Here is a 25,423-nt window from a genome sequence, read left to right as displayed (position 1 = left end):
TGGCGTATTCGGCATTTTTATATTGGGGATGCTGCAAGTTCTGGTCTGGGGAGGTTCGTTCTTCCTCATGGCCGTCATGGCCGATCCGATCATGAGAGAGACCGGTTGGGCCAGCCAATGGGTGTATGGCGCGCTGTCGCTGAGCATTCTGGTTTCCGCGGTGCTGGCGCCATTGACCAGCCGGCTTATCGCCCGCTACGGCGGCCGCCCCATCCTGGCCAGTAGCGGCCTGGGCGTCGCCATCGGGTTGTTTCTGATGGCCAGTTCGACCTCGTTGTCGATGTTTCTTTTGTCTTGGGCAGTGATTGGCGTCGGTATGGCGCTGGGGCTGTATGAAGCACTATTCGCCGCTTTGGGTTCTCTGTACGGGGAGCGGGCGGGCAGTGCGATAACCGGGATCACGCTTATTTCAGGGTTTGCGACAACACTGTCGTGGCCTGCGGTTGCGCTGGTCATCGAGCACGTTGGCTGGCGCATGACGTGCGTGGCTTATGGGGTGTTATTGGTCATTGCCGTGGCACCGCTTTATCTCTGGGTGCTGGCGCGGGGCGCGGAGCCACTCGCAAAAAGCCATGCCATGAGTGATGAAAGCCTCTCAATCGATCGGCGGATCTACCTGCTGCTCACGCTGATTTTTGCGCTGGGTGCAGTGATCATGACGGCGATGTCTGTCCAGCTGATTTCATTGTTGCAGGGGCAGGGCTACTCGCTTGCAGCCGCCATCGGGCTGAGCGCTTTACTGGGGCCGAGCCAGGTAGGTTCACGTGTTCTACAGGTGTTTTCGCGAAAGCGACACCCGATCTGGACGACGTTGATCTCCGTGGTATTCGTGGCAATCGGTCTGCTGTTGGTGACCATCGCGCCGGCAATGACCGCGCTGGGGCTGGTGATCTACGGCGCGGGTAATGGTTTGCGGGCGATCGTTCGAGGACTACTGCCGCTGGCCCTGATGTCGCCCACCCATTATGTTTTGCTGATGGGGCGCATGGCTCGGCCTTCGCTCATCGGCCAGGCCTTGACCCCTCTCGCGGGCGGTTACCTTTTACAGACCTGGGGGGCTGGCGGTGTGCTTGCGGGCCTGAGTTCGCTGGCCGTATTGAATGTGCTTTTGGTCATGCTGCTCATTCGGCTGGTGTGAAAAGAACAGCGCTGAACCAGCGACAGGGTCAGCCATGCACGCTGCTCAGATACTCAAACAACTTGGCCGCCTCCGGCGCAAGTTGCGTTTGACTCGCAACCCCTACGAACAAGGTGCGATGAGCCCAGTCATCACTCAAGTCGACAGCCATCAGGCGGGTACCGAGCAGTTCGGCACGCACGGATGACAGCGGCAAAATCCCGATACCCAAGCCTGCTTCGATCATGCGACAGATGCCGTCGAAGCTGCTGACCTGGATCCGGACTTTGAGGATCTTGCCCGCACTGACGGCGGCATCGGTGATTCTGCGCAGCAACGAGCTGCCTTGGTTGAGCCCCACATAATCAAAGCCAAGCGTATCGGCAAAGGAAACGCGGCGTTCATTGGCCAGTTCATGGCCGACGGGCACAAGTAGCACGAGTCGGTCATCACGGTAGGGCAGTTTGTACAGACCCTCAGCCGGTACGTTATCGGCAAAAATGCCGATGTCGGCACGCCCGTTTTCCACGGCTTGAATAATCGGTTCACTGAGTGCTTCTTCCAGTCCGATACGCACGTTCGGGTTTGCCCGCAGGAACGACGCGAGGTCATCCGGCAGGAACTGGACGACGGCGGACGTGTTGGCGAACAACCGCACATGCCCGCGCACACCGACCGCGTAATCACTGGCGTCGCACGCCATCCGGTTCACGCCTTCCAGAATCGTTCTGGCGTGTTCAACGATCCCTTGTCCCGCCGCGGTCAATTCGAGCCCCCTTGGCAAGCGCACGAACAGTGGGCACTGGGTCGTTCGCTCCAGCTCGGCCAGACGTTTGCTGGCCGCCGAGACCGTCATGTTGGCCTTTTCGGCGGCACGGGTCAGGTTGCCGGATTCGGCGGCGAAGATCAGCAGGCGTAAGGACAGCAGATCGAAATGCAGGGGATTAATCATCAAGGGGATCCAAGGTTTTCCATTTTGGAAAGAGTAGTGGCGAAATATGAAATTTTCATCTGCCGAATTTGTGTCGATGATCCATGCCACAAGTACTCAACAAGAACGGGAAACGTCATGAGGTTACCTCTGCAAGGTGTCAAGGTCGTGGAGCTCGGTCAACTGATTGCCGGGCCATTTGCGGCGAAAATGCTCGGTGAATTTGGCGCCGACGTGATCAAGATCGAACCGCCGGTCACCGGTGACCCATTGCGCAAATGGCGCTTGCTGCACGACGGTACTTCCGTCTGGTGGGCCGCGCAATCTCGTAACAAACGCTCGCTAACCCTCGATTTACGCCAGAGTGAAGCCCAGCAGGTCGTACGCCAGTTGCTGGCCGACGCGGATGTGCTGATCGAGAATTTTCGCCCAGGGACCCTGGAAAGCTGGGAGCTCGGCTGGGACACGCTGCACGCCCTGAATCCAAAACTGATCATGCTCCGGGTCTCCGGCTACGGCCAGACCGGGCCCTACCGTGACCGTCCCGGATTTGGCGTGATCGGTGAAGCGATGGGCGGGCTGCGGCATCTTTCCGGCGAGCCAGGGCGCACGCCGGTCAGGGTGGGCGTTTCCATTGGCGACTCGTTATCGGCCTTGCACGGTGTGATCGGCATTTTGCTTGCCCTGCGTCATCGCGAGCAAAACGGTGGAGACGGCCAGCAGATCGACGTGGCGCTGTACGAGTCGGTGTTCAACATGATGGAAAGCTTGCTGCCCGAATACTCGGTGTTCAACGTCGTTCGAGAGCCCGCCGGCAGCAGTTTGCCGGGGATCGCGCCGACCAATGCCTATCGCTGCCGTGACGGTGGTTTTGCCTTGATCGCCGGCAATGGCGACAGCATCTATCAGCGCCTGATGGAAGTGATTGGTCGCCGTGATCTGGGGGCCGATCCCGATCTTGCGCAGAACCACGGCCGAGTGTTGCAGGTTGAACGCATCGATGCCGCCATCTCTGAATGGACCGCGCGGCTGAGCCTCGACGAAGTCTTGTCGATCCTGACCGAGGCGCGCATTCCGGCCGGCAAGATTTACAACGCCGCCGACATTGCCCAGGACCCGCATTACCGAGCGCGCGACATGTTGCTCGACAGCCTGTTGGACGATGGCACGCCCGTGACCTTGCCCGGCATCGTCCCCAAGCTTGGCACCACGCCTGGCAGCGTGAGTCGCTCGGCGCCGACCCTTGGCCAGCATACCGCCGAGATTCTTGGTGAGCTCGGTATCGATGCTGCGCAGCAAGCCGACTGGCGCCAACGCGGCATCATTTGAACCGGAGAATGAACATGCAACGTCTTTTCTTGCAGGAGGTCGCCACCCGTGACGGTTTCCAGAATGAAGCGCGTTTTATCGAAACCGTCGACAAGATCGCCATGATCGACGCCCTCAGCCAATGTGGTTTCGCCAAGATCGAGGTCACCTCGTTCACATCGCCCAAGGCCATTACTGCGCTGCGGGACGCCGAGGCGGTGATGCAGGGCATCCGGCGCAACCCGGCGGGGGAATACACCGTGCTGGTGCCTAATGTGCGCGGCGCCGAACGGGCGCTGGCGTGCAACATCGACGAAGCCAACCTGGTGATGTCGGTCAGCGAACCGCACAACCGTTCCAATCTGCGGATGAGCCGCGAGCAGTCGTTTGCCCAGCTCAGCGAAGTGGTCAGCGTCATCGGTCAGGGGCCGGTGGCGATCAATGTGTCGTTGTCGACGGTGTTCGGTTGCCCGATGCAGGGCGATGTGCCGGTGGGGGAGGTGTTGCACTGGGTCGAGCGCTTTGCCGGCCTGGGTGCTCGCGGCGTGACGCTGTGCGACACCACTGGCATGGCGTACCCGAGCCAGGTCGAGGCGCTGTCCCGGGCAGTCCGTGAGCGTTTTCCGGCGCTGCAACTGACCCTGCATTTCCACAATACCCGCGGCATGGCCCTGGCCAATGCGCTGGCGGCCATCGAGGCCGGGGTCGATCGTTTCGATTCGTCTCTTGGCGGCCTGGGCGGTTGCCCTTATGCGCCGGGGGCCAGCGGCAATGTGTGCACCGAAGACCTGTTGCACATGCTGCAGTTGATGGGTTTCAACACCGGGGTTGATCTGGATCGAGTGCTGGCGGTCGCCGCGCAGTTGCCGGGTCTGATCGGCCACGAGATTCCCAGCCAGATCCTCAAGGCCGGTAAACGCCTGGACCTGCACCCGATACCCGCCCATGTCGCCAGCCTGGAAAAACAGGTGCCGTCGGCCCGCACCCAGGCGCTGCACCCATGATCAATCATCTCGACCATTTGGTGCTGACCACCATCGACCCTGTGGCTGCCGAGGATTTTTACGTGCGGGTCATGGGCATGCAGGTACAAACCTTCGCCGGTGGGCGCAAGGCGTTCGCTTTCGGTCAGCAGAAAATCAACCTGCACGTGCGTGGCCACGAGTTCGAACCCAAGGCGCACTTACCGGTGCCGGGAGCGCTGGACCTGTGCTTTATCGCCTCGTTCCCCCTGGATCAAGTGATTGCCCACCTGGCCCGTGCCGACTGGCCAATCATCGAAGGCCCGGTGTTGCGCACCGGTGCAGCCGGGCCGATCCGTTCGGTGTATGTACGTGATCCGGACCTGAACCTGATCGAGATTTCCGAACCCGTCCTGCCGGAGCGTGCAGCATGAACGTAGTGTTTCTCGACAGCGACAGCCTGCCCGTGAGCATTGCTCGCCCGGCCTGGGTCACGGACTGGCAGGACCGCCCCGACACGACGCCGGACCAAGTGGTGGACGCCGCCCGGGATGCCGATGCCGTGATCACCAACAAGGTACGCATTGGCCGGGCCGAACTTGAGCAACTGCCGAACCTGCGATTCATCTGCGTTGCCGCCACCGGTTACGACTGCATCGATCTGGCGGCCTGCCGCGATTTTGCCCTGACGGTGTGTAACGTCCCGGCCTACTCGGCGCAAAGCGTCGCCGAGTCGGTGATCGCGTCAATCTTCGCCCTGCGTCGACAGTTGTTCGTCTATCAGGCTGCCGCGCTGCGGGACTGGCCGGACTCACAGCATTTTTGCGTGCATCGCACGCCGATTCAGGATGTTCAGGGCAGCGTGCTGGGCATCGTCGGCCGGGGCGGTATCGGCCTGGCCACGGCGCGTCTGGCGAGCGCCCTGGGCATGCAGTTGCTCTTTGCCGAACACCGTGGCGTGGTCCCGGTGCGCAAGGGTTACCAGGCCTTTGAAACGGTGTTGGCGCAAAGCGACGTGATTTCTCTGCACTGTCCGCTGACCGAGCATACCCGACACCTGATCGGGGCCCCGGAACTGGCACAGATGAAACCCGGCGCCTTGCTGATCAATACCGCTCGCGGACCGTTGGTAGATGAGGCCGCAGTGCTCGATGCACTGGACAGCGGCCACCTCGGTGGCGCGGCGCTCGATGTGTTGTGCCAGGAACCACCTCCGGCCGACCACCCCTTACTCAACAGCCGCCATGCCAACCTGATCGTCACTCCCCATGTGGCCTGGGCCAGCCAGAGCAGCCTGCAACGGCTGGCCGACGGCATCCTTGGCAACCTGCAGGGCTACCACTCGGGGAACTTGATCAACGTCGTGTCGTAAATGCTTCAGCACCCAACAAGAAGGTCCACTCATGAAAACAATAACAATCAAACCGGTCCGTCAGCTTGTCTCGTTGTTCATTGCCGCGTTTCCCCCGGGGCCCATTCGCTCGGTGTACCTGCGTGATCCCGATCTCAACCTGATCGAGATTTCCGAGTACATCCGGAAGTAACCATCCCCCTGAACAATCTTTCCCTGGCGATCGATCGCGCACCGGTAGGGCGATCGGCTGCCTGGGGAAACGCATCACGCCTGCGAGGAAACCATCATGACAACAACAATTACACCCTCGATTGCCGAAAAACCACCGAGCCAATCTCGACTGCGCCGCGTGTTCCGCCATCTGTATGTGCAGGTGCTACTGGCGATTGTGCTGGGCATCATCTTCGGCCATTTCTACCCCAGCCTCGGCGAGGAAATGAAGCCTCTGGGCGATACGTTCATCAAGCTGATCAAGATGCTGATTGCCCCGATCATCTTCTGCACCGTGGTCAGTGGCATTGCCAGTATGCAGAGCCTCAAGCGCATCGGCCGGGTCGGCTTCAAGTCGCTGCTGTACTTCGAAGTGCTGACTACTCTGGCGCTGGTGATCGGGCTGGTCGGGGTCAACCTGATGCAGCCGGGTACGGGGATGCACATCAACCCGGCGACCCTCGACGGCCATGCCATCGACAGTTACAGCAAGCTGGCCCATGAACAGAGTGTGGTGGGTTTTCTCACCCATATCGTGCCCAGTACCGTGTTTGGCGCCTTTGCCGAGGGCGATATCCTTCAGGTGCTGTTCATTTCCATCCTGTTTGCCTTCGCCTTGCAGATGCTCGGTGCCGCCGGCAAACCGTTGCTGAACTTGATCGACCTGGTGGCCCAGGCGTTTTTCCGGATGGTCAAGATCGTAATGTATGTCTCGCCGCTCGGGGCCTTCGGGGGCATGGCCTTTACCATCGGCAAGTACGGCGTGGGCTCGTTGGGGGCGTATGGCAACTTGCTGATTTGCTACTACGTCACGGCGCTGTTTTTTGTGTTCGTGATTCTCAACCTGGTCGCGCGCCTGGCCGGTTTCAGCCTGTGGCAGTTTCTCAAGTACATCCGCGATGAGCTGTTTCTGGTATTGGGTACCTCATCTTCGGAGTCGGCTTTGCCTCGGTTGATGGGCAAGCTTGAGCGCCTGGGATGCGAGAAGTCGGTGGTGGGGCTGGTGGTGCCTTCGGGTTACTGTTTCAACCTCGATGGCAGCTGCATCAACATGACGGTACTGGCGATTTTCATCGCGCAGGCGCTGGATATCCCCCTCGACCTGTGGCACCAGGTCACCTTGTTGTTGATTCTGCTGCTGACCTCCAAAGGCGCGGCCAGTGTCACCGGCGGTGCATTCATTACCCTCGCGGCGACCCTCGGCAGCCTGGATGTGATTCCGGCGGCGGGGCTGGTGCTGGTGCTTGGGGTCTACCGGTTTATTTCCGAGGGCGGGGCGTTGATCAATGTCATCGGCAACGGTGTCGCCACCCTGTTCATTGCCAAGTGGGAAGGGGCGCTGGACGAAGAGAAGCTAGCGGCCGAATTGCACAAGGGGTGTGCCCGTGAGTTAGAAGCACAGCCCTGAACGAGTTGTCGCAAGACAGCCCCAAGACTGCTCAGTCCACGAAAGCTGAGTGGTTTTGGGTTTCTAAATCGGATGGTTTGGATCTTTCCCATCGCCGAGGGCAGTAGCACCTACACCGTCGATGGAACCCCCAATGCACTGCATGGCATGAAAACCGCTTGGGGTGCCAACCTGATCGCCAGCTAATTCCCCACTCATTTGGATAACTCTCCATCACCCGCACCGCGCTACGCCATGGCATTATCCTGGTGCCTTCATTCGCGGTAGGGCGCGCGCAGTTGTTGATGTATCACTTGTATCGGCTGAAACAAAAAGGGGCCATTCCCGACTTGCCGATCTACCTCAACAGCCCCATGGCGACAGATGTCACGCGCCTGTACCAGCGCTTTCGCAGTGAACACTGGTTGTCGCTGGAGGAATGCGAAGGCATGTGCCAGGGCACGCACTTTGTGCGTTCGACCCGAGACTCAATCGAGCTGGATCAGCAACGTACCCCGGCGGTGATCATCGCCGCCAGCGGGATGGCGACTGGCGGACGGGTGCTTCATCACCTCAAAGCGCTGGCGCCCAATCCTTTGAATACACTGCTGGTACCGGGCTTCCAGGCAGGAGGCACTCGTGGTGCGCAGATTATCGCCGGTGCCCCATCGGTGCGTATCCACGGTAAAGACGTGCCGATTCGGGCCGAAGTGGTGCCGATGGAAACCTTGTCCGCACACGCTGATGCCGATGAAATCATTCAGTGGTTGCGCGGGTTCAAGCGGCCGCCGAAACACACCTATGTGGTACACGGAGAACCCAATGCGTCGGATGTGCTGCGTCGACGTATCAGCCTGGAATTAGGCTGGTCGGTGTCGGTGCCGGAGTATCGCGATAGCGTTGAACTAACCCGCGTTGATCAGACTTGAACTTCACTACGCTGATGAGAGTTCCCTCATCGGCTTGCGCCCCTCGGAATCCACAAGTGAGGTCGGTGGAAGCACGTACTGCCCCTGGCACAGTTCAATCGCCAAATGGGTTTGGTTGCCGCTCAGCTGTTGATCGAAAGCGGTGTGGCATTCAGCATCCTGCCCATATCGAGTACATTGGCCAGTTCGACACCCAGTCGAACTCCCACTGACAACAGATACAGAGCACAACAACATGACAATCAAAGTTGGCATCAATGGTTTTGGTCGGATCGGTCGCCTCGCTCTGCGAGCAGCCTGGAGCTGGCCAGAGTTCGAATTCGTGCAGATCAATGATCCAGCAGGGGATGCGGCGACTCATGCACACCTGCTGAACTTTGACTCGGTGCATGGTCGTTGGAATTACCAGGCCGACTCCGAGGGCGACAGCATCGTCATCGATGGCAAACGAATCAAGGTGACGGCCAACAAGGCGATTGCTGATACCGATTGGTCGGGCTGCGATCTGGTGATTGAAGCCAGCGGTAAGATGAAGACCGTCGCGGTACTTCAGGCTTACCTCGACCAAGGTGTGAAGCGAGTGGTGGTCAGCGCCCCGGTGAAGGAAAAAGGCGCGCTCAACATCGTCATGGGCGTCAATCATCAGCTGTTCAAACCGGCTGAACATCGCATCGTCACGGCGGCATCATGCACCACCAATTGCCTCGCTCCAGTAGTCAAAGTGATCCACGAAAAGCTGGGCATTCGTCACGGCTCGATCACCACCATCCACGACCTGACCAACACCCAAAGCATCCTCGATCAGCCGCACAAGGATCTGCGTCGTGCGCGTGCATCCGGGATGAGTTTGATTCCGACGAGCACCGGCTCGGCCACCGCCATTGCCGAAATCTTCCCAGAGCTGCGTGGGCGCCTGAATGGTCACGCCGTACGCGTACCGCTCGCGAACGCTTCGCTGACAGACTGTGTCTTCGAGGTCGAGCGGGCCACCACTGTCGAAGAGGTGAATCAACTCCTTAAGGACGCTTCCGAGCATGAGCTGAAAGACATCCTCGGCTTCGAGGAGCGCCCGCTGGTGTCCATCGACTACCGTACCGACCCTCGCTCATCGATCATCGATGCGCTGTCGACCATGGTCATCAACGGCAGCCAAGTCAAACTCTATGCCTGGTACGACAACGAATGGGGCTACGCCAACCGTACCGTCGAACTGGCCAGAATGGTCGGTCTGGCAGTCTAAGGAGCGGTCATGAAAGCGTTGTCAGCCCTCGCTCCGCAAGTGCGGCAGTACCTGCTCGTCACGGGTAACTACTGGGCCTTCACACTTACCGATGGCGCGTTGCGCATGTTGGTGGTGCTCCACTTTCACGCGTTAGGCTACAGCCCACTTCAAATCGCCGCGTTGTTTCTGTTCTACGAGCTTTTTGGCGTGATCACAAACCTGGTGGGTGGCTACCTCGGCGCCCGGCTGGGGCTGAACCGAACCATGAACATCGGGCTGGGTATCCAGGTCGCGGCGCTGCTGATGCTGACGGTTCCGGTAGCCTGGCTGACCATCCCTTGGGTAATGGGGGCCCAGGCTCTGTCAGGAATTGCCAAAGACCTGAACAAGATGAGTGCCAAAAGCTCCATCAAGCTTTTGGTTCCTGATGGGCAGCAGGGCAAGCTCTACAAGTGGGTGGCGATCCTCACCGGCTCGAAGAACGCACTCAAGGGTGTCGGCTTCTTTCTTGGCGGAGCCTTGCTGGCATTGATCGGCTTCAAAGGCGCGTTGCTGAGCATGGCGGGTATCCTGGCGCTGATCTGGATCAGCAGCTTGATCCTGTTGAAGAAGGACTTGGGCAAAGCCAAAGCCAAACCAAAGTTTCGCGAGATCCTGTCCAAGAGCCGGGCGATCAATATCCTCTCGGCTGCACGGTTGTTCCTGTTCGGTGCCCGCGATGTCTGGTTTGTGGTGGCCCTGCCGGTGTACCTGAGCAGCGTGTTCGGCTGGGATTTCTGGAAGGTTGGCGGCTTCCTTGCAACATGGGTGATTGGCTACGGCATCGTGCAGTCCTTCGCACCCAATATCACCGGAAAGAAACGTGGGCACGTACCGGATGGTCGAGCGGCGTTTATGTGGGCCCTTGCATTGGCGGGTTTGCCTGCGGCAATCGCTCTCGGTCTGAACACCGGATTGTCACAACAAGTTGTGCTGCTCGGCGGATTGATGGTGTTTGGTGTGCTATTCGCGGTGAACTCTTCATTGCACAGCTACCTGATCGTCTCCTACGCCAAGGAAGACGGCGTGTCACTGGATGTGGGTTTTTATTACATGTCGAATGCTATGGGACGACTGATAGGAACGGTACTCTCCGGCTGGGTTTATCAGGTGTATGGGCTGGGCGCGTGTTTGTGGATTGCGAGCGCATTCGTGTCGCTGGCCGCCCTGATTTCTATCGCTTTACCTCGGCATGTCAATTCGATACAAACATGAGCTACGCGGACATCCATGCGGAAGTGGCAGGCCTCGCTTGCAATCTTGGTCATTCTTATCGCAATGAATCGACTGGGTGTAAGACGAGTGCTGCCGTATCTCCTGGTCGGGGCGTGTTGTGGCTCTTCGTGTTGCAGTCGGGTGTCCATGCCAGGTTGGCGAATGGCTATCGTCTGATCAGCGCGGCTTGTGATGCGTTGAGTCTGCCATGCCATCCGCTCCACTTGCGCCTGCCGTCTTTATTGGCTGGAGCGAATGGCCCCTCCATCAATCAACAGGTTCTGCCCCGTCAGGTAGCCCGCATGACTGCTGCAAACGAAAGCGCACAGAGCGCCGAACTCCTCGGGTGAGCCGAAGCGTTTAGCCGGAATTTCGCTACGGCATTCGCCGAGGAATGCCTCACTGTCTTGCCCTGACTCTTCGGCGGCAGCGACCAGGTTGTCACGCAGTCGATCGGTGTCGAATGAGCCCGGTTGCAGGTTGTTGATCGTCACATTCCGGCTGGCAATGTTTTCTTGCCGGGCAAGCCCTGCGATAAATCCAGTCAGACCACTGCGCGCGCCATTGGACAGACCCAGGCTTTCGATCGGGGACTTCACGGCACTCGAGGTGATGTTGATGATTCGGCCAAATCCGCGGGTCGCCATACCGTCTACCGTTGCCTTGATCAACTCGATAGGGGTGAGCATGTTGGTATCCAGCGCCTTGAGCCAGGCGTCGCGGTTCCATTCGCGGAAGTCCCCGGGAGGAGGGCCTCCAGCGTTGTTGATCAAAATATCGAAATGCTCATGGGCCATGAGGGCTGCCGCGCGACCCTCAGGCGTCGAAATGTCTCCGGCGACGGCGATGACAGTCACTTCAGGATTTATCGCTCTGAGCTGACGGGCCGTTTCATTCAGCGTCTGTTCGCCTCGGGCGGTGATCACCACGTTCACACCTTCGCTGACGAGTGCCTGTGCGCAGGCTTTACCCAGGCCTTTGCTGGCCGCGCACACTAGCGCCCAGCGTCCTGCTATTCCAAGATTCATGCGTGTTTTCCTGAAAGAAGTAAGTTCAAAGAAAGTGCTTGCCTACTGCAGCACCCTGCTCACGCATGATTCGCAGTTATAGGCAGGTTTGGCGATCGAGTACTGATACCCATAAAGCGCCGCACTCTCTCTCCTTCGGCATCGCAGCGTATGGTTTCAGGCGCAGCATCCAGTTGGATATTACCGTTCTCCATGAAGACGACCCTGTCGGATATCGACATGGCAAAGTCCATTTCGTGGGTGACAATAATCATGGTCATGCCTTCACTGGCAAGGTCGCGTATGACGTTCAGCACATCGCCCACCAGCTCTGGATCGAGTGCTGACGTAGGCTCGTCGAACAGCATGATGTCCGGTTCCATGGCCAACGCACGCGCGATCGCCACGCGCTGTTGCTGTCCGCCGGAAAGCTGGTGCGGGTACTTGTGGGCGTGGGCGAGCAGGCCGACCTTGTCCAGCAGCGCATAAGCACGATGTTCACTCAGCTCGCCCGGGATGCCGTGGTAACGCGGCGCCAGCGTGACGTTGTCGAGAATGGTGCGGTGCGGGAACAGGTTGAAGTTCTGGAACACCATGCCAATGTGCCGTACGCCTTTGCGCAGACGGGCGCTGTTGGGTTTGTCCGACGCTTCGATGAATTTTTCACCGAACAACAGAATGTCGCCTGTATCGATGCTTTCCAGACCGTTGACCGTGCGGATCAGCGACGTTTTGCCGGAACCGGAGGGGCCAATGATCGAGATCACCTGGCCGTATTCGACATTCAGATCGATACCCATCAGCACTTGGTGCGTGCCATAGCTCTTCTGGATGTTCTTCAGTTGCAGAATTGGCGTCGTGTTGCTGCCCGCGGCTTTACGCGCATTGTCGGGCAAGGCTTCGGCGCAGGCCTTGAGCTTGACCACGGCGGCGGCATCGAGTGTATGCGGCTTGCGGAAGTTCAGGTCCAGGTAGCGCTCCAGACGCTGCAGGAAATAGCCGAACACGGTGACGATCAGTACGTAGTACACGCCCACTGCCGCCAGGGTTTCCATGACCAGAAAGTTGGTGGCATAGAGGCGTTGGCCGACCGTGAGGATTTCGGTCAGGGAGATGACCGAGACCAACGACGTCAGCTTGACCACCGTGATGTATTCATTGATCAACGTAGGCAGCGAGATACGGAATGCCTGGGGGATCACGATCAAGCGCTGCATGCCGAACAGGCCGACACCCAACGCGCGGCCTGCTTCCTTCTGGCCCTTGGCCACGGAGATCAGGCCACCACGGTGGATCTCTGCCATGTAAGCCGCTTCCGTGACCACCAGGGCCAGCAAGCCGGAGTAGAAGGGGTTTGACAGAATGGGTCCGCTACCGGGAAACAATTGGGGCAAGTTGTAGACGAAGACCACCAGCACCAGCAACGGGATGCTGCGGAAGAACCAGATGTAGACCGCCGCGGGAATGCGCAGTAAGGGCGACTGGGACAGCTTGGCCGTGGCCAGGCCAAAACCCAGCAGCATGCCGAGGAACCAGGCCAGGGCACTGAGCTGGACCACGGTGACGCAGGCCTTCCAGAAGTCCGGCAGGGAGAACAGGGAGAAGAAATACGACCAATCGAATTGCATAGGGCACCTCGATCTGCCGACCCGGTGCAGGGGCGGCAGATGACCAGACTACAAGGACACGTTCTTAGTGGGCAGTCGGTTCTTCCAAGCCATATTTCTTAAGAATAGCGGCGTATTCACCGCTCTTTTTGGTCTCCTCGAAGGCTTTTTGCACCGCCTGGAATGTTTCGTCGTTACCTTTCTTGACGAAGATACCCAGGGTTTGCTGATAGATCGGGTGTTCGGTGGTGATCACTACCCGGCCATTGGTCTTTTCCGCGATCATTTTTGCAGCGCCAGCGATTTCAACCTGGGCCTGAATGTTTTTGGACAACAGGGCCTGGGTCACTTCGGGTGCAGAGGGGTACTCGCTGACGGTGATGGCGCCTTTGTTGTTCGGCACGCAGTAGTCATCGGAGAGCTTCTTGAATTCCTTGACCCAGGTGGTGCCCTGTTCCAGGCCCAGTTTCAAGCCGCACAGGTCTTCAGGTTTTTTCGCATTGATCTCGCTGCCCTTGGGCACCATGACCGCGGCACCGGTGTTGGCATAGGCGATGGTTTGGGCCTGAGTCTGGCGCTCCGGTGTGATGTACATGCCGGAAATGACCGCGTCGTATTTGGCGGAGTTCAGGCCCAGGATCAGGCTCGGGAACTTGGTGTCGACGAACTCCACCTTGGCGTTCATGTGCTTGGCCAGGGCTGTTGCCAGTTCCGGGTCCGAGCCCACCACGTTTTTGTCCTTGTCATAGGACTCGAAGGGCGGGTAGGTGACTTCCATGCCGACCTTGAACGTGTCTGATGCGGCCATGCTCAACGAGGCACCGAGCATACCGGCTGCCAATACAGCCAAGCTCAACAGGTGTTTTTTATTGTTTTTCATTTTTTACTGACTCCGGCGTAGGTAAGGGGTAACTGAAAACTTCAATCAGGACGGTTGAGCCTGATTTTTCAAATGTCCGAAACTGGCGGGCTTACGTGCCTTGCCTGGCAGTTGAACGTCCCCATTGGCCACCCTCTGGCGCAGATACTGATAGGTCTGCAGCGCCTGGCCATACATGTGTTCGCCGATCGTGATTTCTTCGTAGTCGTTGCCTCCCTGGGCGAACCCGGGCAGCGGTTTGATCTGGGTGTGATAGTCGCAGGCATAAAACAGTGGAAAGGAATAACGCTCTTCCTTCACGCTCCGCACCCGGTGCGCAGTGGCAACGAATGCGCCTGCCGTCATCACTTCCAGCATGTCGCCGATGTTGACCACAAAGGCATCGGCAATCGGTGGTGCATCGATCCATTGTCCAAGGTTGTTCATCACCTCAAGGCCTGGTTTGTCGGCCAGGAGGATGGTGAAGCACTCATAATCAGTATGGGCGCCAAGACCCGGTGCGTCATGGGCGGCACCGTCGAAGGGGTAGTGGATCAGGCGCAGCTTTGACGGCGGGCGGGTGACCAGGCTGTCGAAATAGTTTTCTTCCAGGCCCAGGGTCAGGGCAAAGCCGCCGAACAGGCGCCGGCCCAAGGCGAAGATCGCTTCATAGTAAGCCTGCACCGACGCCTTGAAACCCTGCAGCTGCGGCCAGTCGTTGGGCCCCAGCAACGGGGTATTGGCCAGCACCAGCGGGTCATCGGCCGGGACTTCGAAGCCGACGTCGAAGGCTTCCTTGTGGTCCGGCTTGCCTTTGGAATAGACCTCTTCGCCTTCGGGTACAAAGCCCTTGTGGGTTTGCGAGGTGCCGATGTAGTGCCGCATCTTGGTGTCGAGGGGCTGGTCGAAAAAGTCCTTGGCAGCCTTGCGCAGGTTGACGATCAGTTGCGGGTCGATACCGTGATCGGTGATGTAGAGGAACCCGACTTCGCTGGCGGCACGCCCCAATTGTTCGGCCACGGCCAGGCGGTGTTCCAGTTCGAAGCTGAACAGACCGGCGATGTTGACCACCGGGATGCTATTGAAGTTGGCTTTGTGTGTGTCCGTGCTGGCGCTGTTGTTTTTATTGTCAGGCATGACGCATCGGCTCCCTAAGGATTGTTTGAGTGGTGGAAACGCTCGAAGTGTTCGCGCTCGGTCTGGCCCATCCACACGTTCAATGACCATAGGTCGGCGACCGGGACGTTAGTGAAGGGCAAATGATGCAGGTAGCCGTCGGCGCCGAATTCCGGGGTCAGGGTGCTGACCTGGTAACCGCGGGCTTGCTGCGAGCGCCAGATGCTTTCCCAGTGCTGCTGATGGAAAGCCAGTTCTTTTGCATATTCGGGAGCCGCCGGGTGCGGAACCTGCGGGCCCTGGTCGTAACCGACCCGTGCCTGGATATGGTGAACCCGCTCGTTGAAAGCGCTCAGATCATCGGCCGGATCATTCAACAGACGCTCGCAGGTTACGACCCAATGGCTGATGTCACTGGTGAACAACAGATCGGGCAGTTGACGGATCAACTCCAGGGTCACCCAGGGGTTGAACAGTGAACGCGAGCGGTGAGTTTCGAAACTGCAGACCTGGCCGTGCTTGCGCGCCAGCTCCAGTGCCTGACCGAAGAACTCCACTTGTTGTGGCAAGGACCAGCGATCATTGCCCGCCAGCACGTTGACGAAACGTGGGCCGAGCTCGCCGGCCCACGCAAGTTTCTGATTGAGGTCATTGAGGTGAACGGCAGGGGTCGCCGACTGCTCCGGCAGCACATCGTACGCCGTGAAGACTGTGCTGATATAACCCAGGCGATTAGCCTGGAGAAAGGCGGCAAACTCAGCCCGTTCACGGGCGTCCAGCGGCAAACGTGCTTCCATTCCATCAAAGCCCGCCTGCAGCAGCTCTTCAAGCGCCTGGGCCTTGCTGGCGGTGTAACCCCACAGCGTGCGGAAAATTTCCAGCTTCATCGGTGATCCTCAAAAATCCTTAGGCCTACTGCAAAAGCACTTCGACAAAACCAGTCGGCGATCAAGGGCCAGCAACGACAGAGGATTTTTGAGCCGGGGCTCTGCCTGATGGTCCCACTAAGCGCTGCCGTGGCTAGTTCGCTGTGGGGCCGATGTTAGGCATAGGCGGCGGGGTGAAAGAATCTGAAAGTTCAAATGAATACTTCAGACTTTTGTCAACAAATAGCTAGCTATTTATCGCGGTTTTGAAGAAGGGTTTTATGGGCGAGTAGGTGTCTACGCTGGCTATTAGCGAGGGGTGCCATTGTTACGGCATCATTTTGAAGAGTCCCAAGCGATACGGGGGCGTTGATGGTTTGCTTCTGGCCGATTCTGTTGAAAAAGTCGGATTTTCAGCTCGCCTGAACTCAGGCGCGACCACCACCGGAGAACCTACTCACCACATTGAGTGGTTTCTCGGCCCTTCGTTGACCTTTGCTGCTCTGTTAATGGGTTAGTTTGAGGTTTTTTGCTTCGTGCAGGCGCACCTATCCCGTAGAAGGTGGCCCTTGAAATGCAAGTTTGGCCAGACGTCGCAGGTTCTGTACCGCGGCCGCCAGCGTGAACTCATCGGACGCGCCACTCAGGCCACGTAGTCGCAAGCGATCCAGTTTCAGGATGCGCTTGAGGTGGGCAAACAACATTTCGACCTTCTTACGTTCGTGGCGAGAGCGCACGTACTCCGGCGTCGCCGCGATGCGTCGAGCCACATCACGAGCGGCTTCATGGACGCTGCGGACGATCTTGCGAATCGCAGTGTTCGGGCAGCACTTGGCTTTCATCGGACATGTCGCGCAGTCGGTCTGTCTGGATCGGAAGATGATGGTGTTGGCTTTTGTGACGTGCGAACGCTCGCCATTCGCTGCGTAATACATTGCCGGCTGGGCAGCGGTATTCCTCAGCCTCTTCATTCCAGTGGAAATCGTTACTCGAAAAGCTGTCGTTCTTGCGCTCAGTTTTGTCCCACACCGGCACATGCGGTTCGATGTCTTTTTCCTCCACCATCCAGGCCAGCATCGGCGCTGTGCCGTAAGCGGTGTCGCCAATGAGGCGCTCTGGCTTGATGTCGAACTGCGCTTCGACCCGATTGATCATCGTCTTGGTGCTCTCTACTTCTGCGGTTCGATGAGCCTGGGTGGGTTCCACATCCATGATCACGCTGTGCTCGGTATCGATCAGATAATCCGTGGAGTAAGCGTAGAAAGCTCGGCCGCCTGGAGCAGCGGTCCAGCGGGCTTGAGGATCCGGTAGCGACAGGCGCTTCGGTAGCGTTTCGGCCAGAGCCTCTTCATCGAGTGCCTCAAGGTACTCACGCACGGCGCGGGTGCTCAGGGACGGATCGCTCCAGTTGACCGGTTCATCACCCGGTACGCCGCGCTGCCGACTCGCATCCGCTTTGATGATGCTGGCGCCCACGGCAAATCCTTCGCCTTTAACCAGACCTGCGTCCATGCAGTGACGCAGCACTTCATTGAACAACCAACGAAATAGATCACTGTCCCGAAAACGGCCGTGTCGATTTTTGGAAAAGGTCGAGTGGTTGGGGACTTCATCTTCAAGGCTCAACCGGCAGAACCAGCGATACGCCAGGTTCAAATGGGCCTCTTCGCCCAACCGCCGTTCTCGTTTCACCACAAACATGGGCCAGAGCGCCCAACCGCGCATCCTGACGGTCTGATCGGAGGAATTCGACTTGCCGCCCTCCAACCAACGCGCAGGGTCGTCCGACGCATCGGTTCTTCAGCATCCCGCTAGGGCAACGTGTCGCGCTTGGCGAAGATGCTTGCCATTTCCGCCGCGTTCTCGGTTCCCCAGGTGCACAGCGGGACGATCGCGTCAGCCAGGCTGCGGCCGAGCGGGGTCAGCGCGTAGTCCACGCGCGGCGGCACTTCCTTGTAGTCGGTCCGCGCCAGCACGTGATCGGCCTCCAAATCCTTCAATTGCTGGATCAGCACCTTGTCACTGACGCCTTGGACCAAGCGCTTGAGTTCGCCGTAGCGCTTCGGGCCGTCGCGCAGGAAAAACAGGACCAGCGGTTTCCACTTGCCCGAGATGATGCGCAGCGTGGCGTTGAGCCCGCAGCCGGTGCCGCAGATTTCAGAAGTCGTCGTCATTTTTTGATACTTACCTAAAAGTGCATACTTGTCCTTAGGTTATTAGGCCCGCATCCTTGGTCTCAAGCAAGCAGTTCCCTGCTTCCGTGCACTCCAAGGAAAAATGAACGCCATGACCAGACTGAATGGAAAAACCGCCGTGATCACCGGCGGCGCTACGGGCATCGGCCTCGCCGCTGCAAAGCGCTTCATCGAGGAGGGCGCCTTCGTCTTCATCTTCGGCCGCCGGCAGGAAGCGCTCGATGCCGCTGTAGCCGAACTCGGGCCCAATGCCCGCGCGGTGAAGGGCTCTGTCTCCGATCTGGCCGACCTCGACCGACTCTACGCGGCGGTGAAGGCCGAGCGCGGAACCCTCGACATCGTTTTCGCCAATGCCGGGGCGGGAGGCCCGCTTGCGCTCGGCAAGATCACCGCCGAGCACATTGACGAAACCTTCGACACCAATGTGAAGGGTACGATCTTCACAGTCCAGAAGGCGCTGCCGCTGATGGGGCAGGGCGGTTCGATCATCCTGACCGGATCGAGCGCCGGCACCACGGGCGCCCCGGCATTCAGCGTCTACAGCGCGAGCAAGGCGGCAGTGCGCAACCTCGCGCGGACCTGGGCGGAGGACCTGAAGGGCACCGGCATCCGGGTAAACGTGCTGTCGCCCGGGCCGACGGCGACTGAACTCGCGAAGGCAGCGCTAGGCGAGGAGGGCATGAAGGTCTTCGCCTCGATGAATCCGCTCCAGCGCATGGCCGATCCGACGGAGATCGGAGCGGTGGCTGCCTTTCTCGCGTCGCAGGACAGCAGCTTCATGACCGCCAGCGAGGTCGCCGTCGACGGCGGCCTAGCGCAAATCTGATGCGCTACGCCCTACGGCGCTCCATTCGATCGTTAGGAGCGCCGTAGAACTCGGTAAACCTCAGGAGAATATATGAGCTACGCAATTATCGGCTTCGGCAATATCGGTCAGGCCTTGGCCAAGGCGTTTGCCCGCAACGGCATCGAAGTATCCGTTGCAACCACGCGCGACCCAGAAAGCTTTGCATCCGCCGCAGCAGCGATCGGACCTCAGATCATTCCCAAAACACTGGCGGACGCGGTCAAGGCGGACATCGTCTTTCTGGCTGTCCGTTTCGAGTCGTACCCGGACGTCGCGAAGGCGTTGCCGACCTGGAAGGGGAAGACCATGATCGATGTGACCAATGCCTACGGCGTGTCCCCTGAGGAACTGGGAGGAGAGCCTTCTTCCAGAGTCGTTGCGCAGGCCTTTACTGGTGGACGACTGGTCAAGGGCTTCAACCATTTGGGCGCTGCCGTCCTTGGCCAGGACCCGGCCGTAAAGGGTGGCAGGAGAGTCGTTTTCCTGGCGAGCGATGATGACGGCGCCGCAGCGGAGATCGGTGCGCTTGCGGAAAATCTCGGTTTCTCGCCGATCAAACTGGGCGGGCTTTCGGAAGGTGGACTGCTGGTGCAGGCGCGCGGAAATAGCTGGGGTCAACTGATCTTCAAGGACTTGGTCAAGTTCGACTGATAAATCTCGATCGCTAATTTTGAGGGCGGTCCTGGCCACAACTTATGTGACCAGGTAAGTGCTCAATAATGAAGGAGAGGAATGATGATGCTTGATAATGAAAAAATAGTCAGAGAGCTCTGCGCCGCCGCGGAGGGGCAAGGAACGGATATCGAGAAGTTTGTTTCCATGTTCTCTGAGGAAGGGTACATGTGGGATATGGCATCCGGCATGAAGTTTCGCGGGAATGCCATTGGTGAGTCTATCGCGGGTATGGTCAGTGCGTTCCCCGACGTCCACCGTGAGATATTTAACATCCATGTCGCGGGAGACGTCGTCGTTGTCGAACTCGCGATTCGCGGCACGCACAAAGGTGATCTGCCTCTTCCTTCAGGGACGCTGGCTCCCACGGGCAAGAAGATAGATGTTCCGTCATGCGATGTTTTCCACCTCGAAGGCGGGAAGGTCATCTCTTTCCATTGCTACAACGAGGCTTCCGCGATGCAGCAACAACTTGGCCTCGTCCCCGGCTGAATGACCGACACCACGCGATCCGATGCAAGCGCAATGGAGACGTCTTTATGAGCATTCAAGAGAATATCCAGGTTGTGAAGGACTTTTTTGCAGCAATGGGCGGCGGCGATAGGCAAGGTCTGCTGGCGTTGTGTGCCGAAGATTTCGAGTGGATCATTCCGGGGGAGGATTGGCCGCTGGCTGGCAAGCACCGCGGGCACGCGGGATTGGCGGACGTGCTTCAGAAGGCTTCCGCAGAACTGGAAACATCCATGGAGCCCCCCGAGTTTGTAGCGCAGGGCGACCGGGTTCTGGTCGTTGGCTTTGCGACGGGGAAAGTAAAAGCCACGAACCGGACGTTTGAGGACTATTTTGTCTTCGCCATCACTGTTCGCAATGGCAAGCTGACGAACATCCGCGAGTATGTCGACACTCAAGCATTGGCGCGGGCCTCAGAAAGGGTCGCGAGCCCAAGGTCCTGAGTCATCAGGACCGATACCAACTCATTTGCGCGCCGTGAAAAGGCGCGTTCGCCGCCTTGTTCATCTCCCACTCTCAGGAAAGAGGCAACCGCCATTGCGGACCAGCGCCCTCACTTCCTCGCTCGCCTGCATGGGGTTTTGACTGAATCGAGCAACCAAATCCTCGTGGCGCCGCACGTACGACTCCGAATCATGCTTCGCGCTCCAGAGCACAATGTTGATCACAATAGGAATGAGGTCCAGACCCTTCTCGGTCAAGGTGTAGAAGTCCTTGCGCCTGTCGTCGGGGCTGGGCGCCTTCGAGAGAACGCCTTGCTTCTCAAGAAAGGCCAGTCGGGAAGCAAGGACATTGGTCGCGATTCCCTCTTCCGATTTCAGGAAATCGCCATACGTCTTCTTTCCAACAAAAACGATGTCGCGAATGATCAAGAGCGACCACCGGTCGCCGAAAATCTCCACGCCGTAGTTCACCGCGCAATGGGACCGAAAGTCTTCTTTAAAAGTTGTCTTCATGGCTGGATCTTAGCATCGCTTGCATGACGCAAGTAAAAACCTATAGATCACTTGCGTTTTGCAAGTGATGCGTCCAGCATGGATCGTACGTTGAATAAGTTCGCCGGATCGCACCAGCAGCCTTGGAATGATCAACCCCATACCTGCAAGGACACTGCGCATGAGCACTATCAGCATTATCGGCTCAGGTGACATGGCCGCAGCGATCGGCGGCCTTGCCGCCAAGGCCGGATACACCGTCGAGTTGATGAGTCGCGATGCCGTCAAGGCGCGGGCGCTGGCCGAGCAGGTCGGAGCCGGCGCCACGACAGGAACTTTCGGCGCCGCCCCGGCTGGGGGCATTGTCATCCTGGCGGTTCCCTACTCCGCCGTTCTCGACGTGGTGAAGCAGTACGGCGAAGCACTGGCCGGCAAGCTTCTTGTCGACATCACCAACCCCGTCGCCCCCGACTTCACGAGCTTTGTGACCCCTGAGGACAGTTTCGGCGCACAGGAGATCGCCAAAGCCGCCCCTGCCGACGCCGAAGTCGTCAAGGCGTTCAACACCCACTTCTCCCACGTCCTGGCTGCCGGTTCAGTCGAGGGGCACCCGTTGGACGTGTTCATCGCCGGGGACGACGCGCTGGCGAAAGAACGCGTCTCGGCGTTCATCGAGAGCCTCGGCCTGCGCCCGATGGACTCGGGGCCGCTGCTCATGGCCCGGACGCTGGAGCACGTCTGCCTGCTGTCGCTGGGCCTGATCGCCCACTCCGTCAAGCACACCAACTTCTCAATCGGCGTCAGCCATCTCGGCTGAGCGTTCCCGTAGTACCACTTCTCGCATCACATCACTCACAAGGAGCATTAACATGCACGTTTTCGTCACTGGAGGGACCGGCCATTCCGGTCCATATATCATTTCCGACCTCATTGCAGCCGGTCACGAGGTCACTGCGCTTGCCCGGTCGGACAAGTCCGCAGAGGCGGTGTCTGCGCTTGGCGCCAAGGTGCGTCGCGGCGACCTCGATGATCTCGACGGGCTAAAAGCGGCGGCGGCGGATTCCGACGGTGTCATTCACGTCGCGCACAGGCAAGACCTGCTTCCCACCGGAGGCCTCGACGCGGTGGCTGCCGCGGAGCAGGCGATCATGCTCGCATACGGCGAGGCACTGAAGGGGACCGGAAAGCCGCTGGTCACGTCTGGGAGCATCGGCTCGCCGGGCTGGGAACATCTCGGCCGTCCAGCAACCGAGGAGGATCCCCCCCTCTCTGGCGGCGAGAAGTTCAAGGGCACCTTGCGAGTTCGTAACATCGTGGAAACGACCGTACTCGGTCTCGCCAAGCAAGGCGTGCGGTCCTCGGTCGTGCGGATTCCTACCATCATGCACAGCACGACCGACAACGCCGGCTTCCTCCCGCTGCTGATCGGACTTGCGAAGGAGAAAGGCGTCGTAGGCTATCCCGGTGACGGCAAGAACAACTGGTCGGCCGTACACGCCCGCGACCTCGCCGCCGTGTTCCGTCTGGCACTGGAGAAGGGCCCTGCCGGCAAAAATTGGCACGCGGTTGCCGACGAGGCTATTTCGTTCCGCGAGATCGCTGAGGCCATTGGCAGTCGTCTGGGCCTGCCGGCCGTGAGCATTCCCGCGGACGTACTGATGCTGCCGGGATACTTTGGGTTCCTCGCGAATCTGGTCACGCTGGACCTCCCGGCGTCCAACCTGATCACCCGCCAGACCCTCGGCTGGGAGCCTGCTCAGCCCGGCCTGCTCGAGGACCTGGACAACGGCCATTACTTCCCTGCCGGCTGAGTTGAGTTGAGGAGGGCGCCGGGGCGCAACGAGCCCGGCGGACAGCAATGTCGCGATGCGTGATCCGTTCGGGTAAAGATTCTGCCGATTCAGAGATGGCATGAGGGATGACGCACGCGGCCCGGCACTCACGCGATATGACCGTGGGATGCCCGTTGAAGCAACGAAAAATACCCTAATTCACGAGGAAACTGCACATGAGTACTATCAGCATCATCGGTTCAGGAGGCATGGCCGCAGCGATCGCCGGTCGTACCGCCAAAGCTGGACATACCGTTGAGGTGATCAGCCGCGACCCCGCCAAGGCGCAGGCGTTGGCCGACAAGCTCGCATCCGGAGCGACCACAGGGACGTACGGGGCCGCGCCGGCCGGCGACATCGTCATCCTCGCCGTGCCGTACACCGGTGCGGCGTCGGTGGTGGCCGATTACGGGGACGCGCTTGACGGCAAGGTGATCATCGACATCACCAATACGGCCTCTCCGGACCTCACGGGCCTCGTCTCTCCCGCCGGAAGTTCTGGCGCGCAGGAGATCGCCAAGATCGCCCCCGCCAGCGCGCATATCGTGAAGGCGTTCAACACCCTCTTCGGCCACGTCCTTGCCAAGGGTGGGCGCCTCGACGCGTTCATCGCCGCCGACGATCCGGAGGCCAAGGCGCGCGTCTCGACGTTCATCGAGAGTCTCGGGCTGCGCCCGTTGGATGTCGGCGGCCTGCACATGGCCCAGACGCTCGAGGCGCTCGGCCTGATGATGATCGGCCTGGCGAAAAACGGCGCCGGCACTTGGGACATCGCCCTGAACGTCGATATCGGCTGAATCGCCGATACCCGTCAGGACCATAGCGTCGCGATCAGAAATGAGAGAAACGGAGAGATTTCGATGAACGCGCAAGAGAATGTCCAGATTGTGAAGGATGCGTTTGCAGCAATCGGCCGCGGCGATATGCAAGGTCTGCTGGCGTTGTCTGCCGAAGATATCGAGTGGATCATTCCGGGCGAGAAATGGCCGCTGGCCGGCACACGCCGCGGGCACGCAGGATTGGCGGATTTGTTTCAGACGCAATCCGAAACGATGGAAACTTCACTCATGTAACCCCGCGAATTCGTAGCGCAGGGAGACCGGGTTCTGGTCGTCGGCTTCGCCAGGGGGAGAATTAAAGCTACGAACAGGACGTGGGAGGACGATTGGGTCTTCGCCATTACTGTGCGAAATGGAAAGGCGACGAACATCCGAGAGCATATCGATACGCAAGCACTGGCGCGGGCCTGCGAGATGGACGCGGGCTCCAGGCCCTGACCCATCGAGATCGATAACACACGAAACTATTCACAAAGTCAGCGAATACGTTTGAACAGCGACAAAGCCTTGCCGATGCGCCAAATAGTCGGTAACCAACTACGCGGAGGATTGATGATGCTTAACAATAAAGAAATCGTCAGAGAACTGTACGCCGCCGGGGAGGGAAGCGGGAAAGACATCGCGAAGTTTGTCTCCTTCTTCTCGGAAGAAGGATATATGTGCGACATTCCTACCGGATTGAAATTGCATGGGCAGGCTATTGGCGACGCTATCGACGCCTTCGCAAGTGCATTTCCTGATGTTCACCGCGAGCTATTCAACATCTATGTCGCGGAGAATGTCGTAGTCGTCGAGCTCGCAATTCGGGGGACGCATAAAGGTGAGCTGACACTTGCCTCAGGGACTGTCGCTCCAACGGGCAAGGCAATAGATGTTCCGTGCTGTGACGTTTTTCACCTGGAGCGTGGCAAGGTCATATCCTTTAATTGCTACAACGCGGCTTCCGTAATGCAGCAGCAACTTGGCCTTGCCAGCAGCTGATGAGCGGCGCTGGGGACTGCATCAAGCTCTTCCTCACCTATGTCGCCACCGTCATCAACACGTTGAAGGGCTTCGCCAAGGAAGCGCATGCAGCGTGGTCATCTGCGAACTATGGATCTTTGGTGGGGGATGGCAATCGGCGGCTTCATATGGCCGTGTGATTGGTCGATGTCTCCATCCGCCTGTGGACTTGCCCCTACCAAACCGGACACCAACTCCCCGTTAAATTGATGCTGCCGCCAAGCGCCTGAACTCCCTCGGTGAGCGATAGTTCAAGGCGCTGTGCGGATGCTGCTCGTTGTAATGCTCGAAGGCAATGGCCAAGTTGCGCAGTGCCGTTTCGCGATCCGGCTTAGGCATGTGCGCCACGTAATCACGCTTGATCGTCTTCACAAAGCTCTCGGCCATGCCGTTGCTCTGCGGGCTGCGCACAGGTGTGGTTACCGGCTGCAAACCGATCTGCCGAGCAAACAGGCGTGTCTG

28 protein-coding genes and 3 pseudogenes are annotated in these 25,423 nt (G+C 59.0%); 21 read left to right on the top strand and 10 right to left on the bottom strand.

The genetic code is table 11. The features are described 5' to 3' along the window. Window positions 1–28 precede the first annotated feature (28 nt). Complete coding sequence (locus tag EAH74_RS31385) at window positions 29–1,138, top strand: MFS transporter (protein ID WP_140684119.1); 1,110 nt, start codon at window positions 29–31, stop codon at window positions 1,136–1,138. Between the two features lie 28 nt (window positions 1,139–1,166). Here EAH74_RS31385 and EAH74_RS31380 read toward each other — a convergent pair whose 3' ends face one another. Next, entirely contained in the window at window positions 1,167–2,069 is a 903-nt protein-coding gene (locus tag EAH74_RS31380) for a LysR family transcriptional regulator (RefSeq protein ID WP_140684117.1), read from the bottom strand. A gap of 117 nt (window positions 2,070–2,186) precedes the next feature. Here EAH74_RS31380 and EAH74_RS31375 point away from each other — a divergent pair, with 117 nt between their 5' ends. The 11 genes and pseudogenes from EAH74_RS31375 to EAH74_RS33540 form a co-directional block, all read left to right on the top strand. Continuing rightward, window positions 2,187–3,377, top strand: a complete 1,191-nt coding sequence (locus EAH74_RS31375) for a CaiB/BaiF CoA transferase family protein (protein WP_140684115.1) — start codon at window positions 2,187–2,189, stop codon at window positions 3,375–3,377. Window positions 3,378–3,391: 14 nt separating this feature from the next. Next, window positions 3,392–4,360, top strand: a complete 969-nt coding sequence (locus EAH74_RS31370; RefSeq protein ID WP_140684113.1) for a hydroxymethylglutaryl-CoA lyase — start codon at window positions 3,392–3,394, stop codon at window positions 4,358–4,360. Beyond that, a complete protein-coding gene (locus EAH74_RS31365) occupies window positions 4,357–4,752 on the top strand; it encodes a VOC family protein (protein ID WP_140684111.1) in 396 nt (131 codons plus the stop codon). The genes EAH74_RS31370 and EAH74_RS31365 overlap by 4 nt, the downstream gene beginning before the upstream one ends. Further along, window positions 4,749–5,690, top strand: a complete 942-nt coding sequence (locus EAH74_RS31360; protein ID WP_140684109.1) for a D-2-hydroxyacid dehydrogenase — start codon at window positions 4,749–4,751, stop codon at window positions 5,688–5,690. The genes EAH74_RS31365 and EAH74_RS31360 overlap by 4 nt, the downstream gene beginning before the upstream one ends. A gap of 31 nt (window positions 5,691–5,721) precedes the next feature. After that, complete coding sequence (locus EAH74_RS33545; protein ID WP_240050595.1) at window positions 5,722–5,862, top strand: hypothetical protein; 141 nt, start codon at window positions 5,722–5,724, stop codon at window positions 5,860–5,862. A gap of 96 nt (window positions 5,863–5,958) precedes the next feature. After that, window positions 5,959–7,290, top strand: coding sequence for a dicarboxylate/amino acid:cation symporter (locus EAH74_RS31350; RefSeq protein WP_140684107.1), 1,332 nt, complete (start codon window positions 5,959–5,961; stop codon window positions 7,288–7,290). A gap of 72 nt (window positions 7,291–7,362) precedes the next feature. Continuing rightward, window positions 7,363–7,476 carry a PAAR domain-containing protein gene (locus EAH74_RS33190; RefSeq protein WP_193560163.1) on the top strand — a complete coding sequence of 38 codons (114 nt, stop codon included), beginning with the start codon at window positions 7,363–7,365 and terminating at the stop codon, window positions 7,474–7,476. Window positions 7,477–7,502: 26 nt separating this feature from the next. Beyond that, window positions 7,503–8,198 (top strand): annotated as a pseudogene (locus tag EAH74_RS31345) (MBL fold metallo-hydrolase RNA specificity domain-containing protein); the annotation flags it as partial. A gap of 235 nt (window positions 8,199–8,433) precedes the next feature. Further along, window positions 8,434–9,438, top strand: a complete 1,005-nt coding sequence (locus EAH74_RS31335) for an ArsJ-associated glyceraldehyde-3-phosphate dehydrogenase (protein ID WP_140684105.1) — start codon at window positions 8,434–8,436, stop codon at window positions 9,436–9,438. Window positions 9,439–9,447: 9 nt separating this feature from the next. After that, on the top strand, window positions 9,448–10,674 hold the full coding sequence (gene arsJ / locus EAH74_RS31330) for an organoarsenical effux MFS transporter ArsJ (protein ID WP_140684103.1): 1,227 nt from the start codon (window positions 9,448–9,450) through the stop codon (window positions 10,672–10,674). Window positions 10,675–10,728: 54 nt separating this feature from the next. Beyond that, a pseudogene (locus tag EAH74_RS33540) lies at window positions 10,729–10,835 on the top strand (Na+/H+ antiporter NhaA); the annotation flags it as partial. Between the two features lie 78 nt (window positions 10,836–10,913). Here EAH74_RS33540 and EAH74_RS31320 read toward each other — a convergent pair. The 7 genes and pseudogenes from EAH74_RS31320 to EAH74_RS31290 all read right to left on the bottom strand — a co-directional run bounded on the left by EAH74_RS31320 (window position 10,914) and on the right by EAH74_RS31290 (window position 18,303). Beyond that, the gene (locus tag EAH74_RS31320; RefSeq protein ID WP_140684101.1) at window positions 10,914–11,702 is read right to left on the bottom strand and encodes an SDR family oxidoreductase; all 789 of its coding nucleotides are present in this window, start codon (window positions 11,700–11,702) and stop codon (window positions 10,914–10,916) included. 59 nt (window positions 11,703–11,761) lie between these two features. Then, entirely contained in the window at window positions 11,762–13,309 is a 1,548-nt protein-coding gene (locus EAH74_RS31315) for an amino acid ABC transporter permease/ATP-binding protein (RefSeq protein WP_140684099.1), read from the bottom strand. 64 nt (window positions 13,310–13,373) lie between these two features. Continuing rightward, window positions 13,374–14,168, bottom strand: coding sequence for an ABC transporter substrate-binding protein (locus tag EAH74_RS31310; protein ID WP_140684097.1), 795 nt, complete (start codon window positions 14,166–14,168; stop codon window positions 13,374–13,376). 45 nt (window positions 14,169–14,213) lie between these two features. Next, window positions 14,214–15,284 carry an isopenicillin N synthase family dioxygenase gene (locus tag EAH74_RS31305; protein WP_140684095.1) on the bottom strand — a complete coding sequence of 357 codons (1,071 nt, stop codon included), beginning with the start codon at window positions 15,282–15,284 and terminating at the stop codon, window positions 14,214–14,216. Between the two features lie 14 nt (window positions 15,285–15,298). Then, window positions 15,299–16,150 carry a sugar phosphate isomerase/epimerase family protein gene (locus EAH74_RS31300; protein ID WP_140684093.1) on the bottom strand — a complete coding sequence of 284 codons (852 nt, stop codon included), beginning with the start codon at window positions 16,148–16,150 and terminating at the stop codon, window positions 15,299–15,301. Window positions 16,151–16,677: 527 nt separating this feature from the next. Next, window positions 16,678–17,815, bottom strand: a pseudogene (locus tag EAH74_RS31295) (IS1182 family transposase); the annotation flags it as partial. Window positions 17,816–17,940: 125 nt separating this feature from the next. After that, window positions 17,941–18,303: a winged helix-turn-helix transcriptional regulator gene (locus EAH74_RS31290; protein WP_140684091.1), complete on the bottom strand. Its 363-nt coding sequence runs from the start codon at window positions 18,301–18,303 to the stop codon at window positions 17,941–17,943. A 112-nt stretch (window positions 18,304–18,415) separates the two neighbouring features. Here EAH74_RS31290 and EAH74_RS31285 point away from each other — a divergent pair, with 112 nt between their 5' ends. The 4 genes from EAH74_RS31285 to EAH74_RS31270 all read left to right on the top strand — a co-directional run bounded on the left by EAH74_RS31285 (window position 18,416) and on the right by EAH74_RS31270 (window position 20,796). Next, on the top strand, window positions 18,416–19,150 hold the full coding sequence (locus EAH74_RS31285; RefSeq protein ID WP_140684089.1) for an SDR family NAD(P)-dependent oxidoreductase: 735 nt from the start codon (window positions 18,416–18,418) through the stop codon (window positions 19,148–19,150). Window positions 19,151–19,222: 72 nt separating this feature from the next. Next, window positions 19,223–19,822 (top strand): NADPH-dependent F420 reductase, encoded by a 600-nt coding sequence (locus tag EAH74_RS31280; protein WP_140684087.1) that lies wholly within the window; start codon window positions 19,223–19,225, stop codon window positions 19,820–19,822. 81 nt (window positions 19,823–19,903) lie between these two features. Further along, window positions 19,904–20,335, top strand: a complete 432-nt coding sequence (locus tag EAH74_RS31275) for a nuclear transport factor 2 family protein (protein ID WP_240050594.1) — start codon at window positions 19,904–19,906, stop codon at window positions 20,333–20,335. A gap of 47 nt (window positions 20,336–20,382) precedes the next feature. Next, a complete protein-coding gene (locus EAH74_RS31270) occupies window positions 20,383–20,796 on the top strand; it encodes a nuclear transport factor 2 family protein (RefSeq protein WP_140684085.1) in 414 nt (137 codons plus the stop codon). A gap of 60 nt (window positions 20,797–20,856) precedes the next feature. Here EAH74_RS31270 and EAH74_RS31265 read toward each other — a convergent pair whose 3' ends face one another. After that, window positions 20,857–21,309: a winged helix-turn-helix transcriptional regulator gene (locus EAH74_RS31265; protein WP_140684083.1), complete on the bottom strand. Its 453-nt coding sequence runs from the start codon at window positions 21,307–21,309 to the stop codon at window positions 20,857–20,859. Window positions 21,310–21,469: 160 nt separating this feature from the next. Here EAH74_RS31265 and EAH74_RS31260 point away from each other — a divergent pair, with 160 nt between their 5' ends. From EAH74_RS31260 to EAH74_RS31240, 5 genes are all read left to right on the top strand, one after another. Next, a complete protein-coding gene (locus EAH74_RS31260) occupies window positions 21,470–22,105 on the top strand; it encodes an NADPH-dependent F420 reductase (protein WP_140684081.1) in 636 nt (211 codons plus the stop codon). A gap of 52 nt (window positions 22,106–22,157) precedes the next feature. After that, a complete protein-coding gene (locus EAH74_RS31255; protein WP_140684079.1) occupies window positions 22,158–23,099 on the top strand; it encodes an SDR family oxidoreductase in 942 nt (313 codons plus the stop codon). Between the two features lie 197 nt (window positions 23,100–23,296). Next, on the top strand, window positions 23,297–23,917 hold the full coding sequence (locus EAH74_RS31250; protein WP_140684078.1) for an NADPH-dependent F420 reductase: 621 nt from the start codon (window positions 23,297–23,299) through the stop codon (window positions 23,915–23,917). A gap of 63 nt (window positions 23,918–23,980) precedes the next feature. Further along, the gene (locus EAH74_RS33535; protein WP_240050593.1) at window positions 23,981–24,193 is read left to right on the top strand and encodes a nuclear transport factor 2 family protein; all 213 of its coding nucleotides are present in this window, start codon (window positions 23,981–23,983) and stop codon (window positions 24,191–24,193) included. Window positions 24,194–24,448: 255 nt separating this feature from the next. Next, window positions 24,449–24,940 (top strand): ester cyclase, encoded by a 492-nt coding sequence (locus tag EAH74_RS31240; protein WP_240050592.1) that lies wholly within the window; start codon window positions 24,449–24,451, stop codon window positions 24,938–24,940. A 222-nt stretch (window positions 24,941–25,162) separates the two neighbouring features. Here EAH74_RS31240 and EAH74_RS31235 read toward each other — a convergent pair. Further along, window positions 25,163–25,423: integrase core domain-containing protein (locus EAH74_RS31235; protein ID WP_140678765.1), on the bottom strand; the 261-nt coding region annotated here is incomplete at its 5' end.

This window comes from Pseudomonas mandelii (assembly GCF_006438925.1).
Classification (GTDB): Bacteria; Pseudomonadota; Gammaproteobacteria; order Pseudomonadales; family Pseudomonadaceae; genus Aquipseudomonas; species Aquipseudomonas mandelii_C.
The sequence above is the reverse complement of the archived record's forward strand: the minus strand, read 5'-3'. Positions and strand labels throughout refer to the sequence as shown.